This window comes from Kitasatospora sp. NPDC059146 (assembly GCF_042786665.1).
Taxonomy (GTDB): domain Bacteria; phylum Actinomycetota; class Actinomycetes; order Streptomycetales; family Streptomycetaceae; genus Kitasatospora.
On sequence record NZ_JBHZCY010000253.1, the window covers coordinates 1 to 3,017 of the forward strand.

The following is a 3,017-nucleotide window of genomic DNA, read 5'->3' on the forward strand; positions in this document are numbered from 1 at the left end:
GGGGGGGTTTTTTTTTTTTAACCCGCCCGGGGGGGGGGGGGGGGGGGCCGCCCCCCCCCCCCCGGCCCCCTCGGCAGGTGGGGACGGGCCGTCACCGGTGTGCCGGATTGACAAGCACCCTTGCCGTCCCGGCGAATAGCAGGCATGGCCGACGAAGAGTTCGAGAACGTCCTCACCACGGTGGGCCCGCGGTTGCGGGCCCTGCGCAGGGAGCGCGGCACCACGCTCGCCAAGCTGGCCGCGGCGACCGGGATCTCGCTCAGCACGCTGTCCCGTCTGGAGTCCGGGCAGCGCAAGCCGACCCTGGAGCTGCTGCTGCCGCTGGCCCGGGAGTACCGGGTGCCGCTGGACGAACTGGTCGGTGCCCCGGCCACCGGGGACCCGAGGATCCACCCGCGCCCGGTGACCAGGAACGGCCAGACCGTCGTCCCGCTCACCCGCCACCTCGGTGGTCTGCACGCGTACAAGCACATCGTGCCGCCGGGCCGGAACGCCGGGCCGGAGCTGGAGTTGAAGGTCCACGAGGGCTACGAGTGGCTGTACGTGCTGTCCGGGAGGCTGCGGCTGGTGCTCGGCCCGCACGACCTGGAACTGACCGCCGGTGAGGCCGCCGAGTTCGACACCCGGACCCCGCACGGCTTCGGCAACGCCGGTTCGCAGCCGGTGGAGTTCCTCAGCCTGTTCGGCCCGCAGGGCGAACGCATCCACATCAGGGCGCGACCGGGAACCTCTGTTCGGTAGGTTCGTTCCCTGACAGGGGGTCTCCGCTTCGGGCTCCCCCGCAGGCCGTCGGGAGGGGCCGATTACATGAGTGTGCAGCAGAGCACGGAGTCCGGTGAGAGCGGCGGAACCGAGCAGAGGCCGGGGACCGCGCCGGAGGGGGCCGGCACCGGCCCCGGCGCAGGCCCCGGTGCCGGGCCCGCCACCGGGCCGGGCGCCGCCCCCGGAACCCGTTCCGGAGCCGGGACGGAGGAGCCGCCGGAGCCGGAAGCCGGGCGGGCCGCCGGACCGGAGAAGTCCACCGCGGCCGGTGCGAAGCCCGCGCGCAAGAAGCGCCCGTTCTGGCAGGAGCTGCCGATCCTGCTGGTGATCGCCCTGCTGCTCTCGCTCGGCATCAAGACCTTCTTCGTGCAGGCCTTCTCGATCCCCTCCGGTTCGATGGAGAACACCCTGCAGATCGGCGACCGGGTGCTGGTCGACAAGCTCACCCCGTGGTTCGGCGCCGAGCCGGAGCGCGGCGAGGTGGTGGTCTTCCGCGACCCGGGCGGCTGGCTGGAGGACACCCCCACGACCAGCTCCGGCGGCGTCATGGGCACCGTCCAGAAGGCGCTGAGCACCGTCGGCCTGATGCCCTCGGCGGACGAGAAGGACCTGATCAAGCGGGTCATCGCGGTCGGCGGCGACACCGTCGAGTGCAACGCGGGCAGCCCGGTGAAGGTGAACGGCGTCGCGCTGGTCGAGCCGTACCTCTTCCCCGGGGCGACGCCCTGCGACAACGACCCGGTCGGCACCGTCACCGTGCCCAAGGGCAAGCTCTGGGTGATGGGAGACCACCGGAACAACTCCCGGGACTCCCGCCCGCACCAGAACCTCACCGGGGACGGCTTCGTGCCGGTGGACAACGTGGTCGGCCGGGCGTTCGTGGTGGCGTGGCCGATCTCCGACTGGTCCACCCTGCCCGTCCCGGACACCTTCGACAAGGTGCCCTCCCGGGCCGCGGGCAGCCCGGTGGAGGCGCCCCCGGCGCCGGCGGTGCTCGCCCTCGCGGGCGTCGTGCCGATCGCGCTGTGGCGGCGCCGGCGGGCGCGGCGCACCGGACGCTGAGCGGTACCGCTCCGCCGGAACTCCGCCCGCCGTGTTCTACACGGCTGTAGAGTTCCGGCGACGGGCCGCGGCGTCGGGCGCGGTCGCACCGGTCGGATCGGAGGCGGAACCGTGGTGGAGCGTTCGAACGGGCCCGCGGCGCCCGCCGTGTCGTCCGCGGTGCCCGCGGCGCCCACCGAGGTGCCCGTGCCGCCGACGGACCGGGAGGTCCGGTGGGTGTACCAGCCGGTCGAGGTCGACCTCGGTGACGGCCACTGGGCGCCCGGCCGGATCAGCGGCTGGTGGCAGGACCCGACCGGGCGGAACTGGTGCCGGCTGCGGGTCGGCCGCAGCGGACTGCCCGCCGACTGGCGGCCGTTCGAACCCGACCGGGTACGGCTGCTCCCGGTCTCCGGGTTGTGAAGAGAGTGTCAGGAGTTCTTGGCGGAACCGTTCGAGGACCCCTGTCGTCCCTGGGAGCGAACGCCGACTAGGCCACTTTCAGCAACCGGGGACGACGTGAGTTCCGAGATCTACTTCAACAACAACTACCGCGACCTGTGCGAGCAGTACGGGACGGGCGCGGGCTTCCAGTTCGAGTTCTCCTGCTACCGCTGCTCCGACACCTGGCGCTCGCCGTTCGAGCGGTTCACCACCGGTCAGGTGGCGGGCTGGCTGGGCAAGGGCGTCAGTGCGGCGTGGAACCTCATCGGCGGCAACGCCAACACGATCAGCAACGCCGCGGACGGCCTGGCCGGCCAGACCTGGGGCACCTCGCGGGACGCCGCGTTCCAGCGCGCGATCGACAACGCCCAGTCGCACTTCAACCGTTGTGCCCGCTGCACCCGCTACGTCTGCGGCCGCTGCTTCAACCCGGAGCAGGGCCTGTGCTTCGACTGCGCCCCGGACACCGCCGCCGAGGCGGCCGCGGCCCAGCGGCGCGGCCTCAACGACATGGTCTCGGACCGGGCCTACCAGGTCGGCCAGCAGTCCGGCGCGGAGTACGACGTGCGGACGCCGCGCCAACTGGTCTGCCCGCAGTGCCAGACGGAGACCCACGGCACGCCGTTCTGCCCCGGCTGCGGGTTCAAGCTGGCGCAGCCCGTCCAGTGCGGGCAGTGCCACAAGGACGTGCCCGACGGGGCGGCGTTCTGCCCGTCCTGCGGGGCGAGGCGCTGAGCGGCCGGTAGGTCGACGCGACGGGGCGCCCGCGG

Annotated in this window: 4 protein-coding genes; all 4 read left to right on the forward strand. The window is 73.0% G+C overall.

The window, feature by feature from the left end; translation table 11 throughout:
• Positions 1 to 144 precede the first annotated feature (144 nt).
• The 4 genes from ACFXPX_RS43645 to ACFXPX_RS43660 all read left to right on the forward strand — a co-directional run bounded on the left by ACFXPX_RS43645 (position 145) and on the right by ACFXPX_RS43660 (position 2,982).
• A complete protein-coding gene (locus tag ACFXPX_RS43645; protein ID WP_375890955.1) occupies positions 145 to 741 on the forward strand; it encodes a helix-turn-helix domain-containing protein in 597 nt (198 codons plus the stop codon).
• Between the two features lie 66 nt (positions 742 to 807).
• Complete coding sequence (gene lepB / locus ACFXPX_RS43650) at positions 808 to 1,824, forward strand: signal peptidase I (protein ID WP_380645098.1); 1,017 nt, start codon at positions 808 to 810, stop codon at positions 1,822 to 1,824.
• Positions 1,825 to 1,935: 111 nt separating this feature from the next.
• A complete protein-coding gene (locus ACFXPX_RS43655; RefSeq protein WP_380645100.1) occupies positions 1,936 to 2,226 on the forward strand; it encodes a hypothetical protein in 291 nt (96 codons plus the stop codon).
• 96 nt (positions 2,227 to 2,322) lie between these two features.
• Positions 2,323 to 2,982 carry a zinc ribbon domain-containing protein gene (locus tag ACFXPX_RS43660; protein WP_375890961.1) on the forward strand — a complete coding sequence of 220 codons (660 nt, stop codon included), beginning with the start codon at positions 2,323 to 2,325 and terminating at the stop codon, positions 2,980 to 2,982.
• The last annotated feature ends 35 nt before the right edge of the window (positions 2,983 to 3,017 follow it).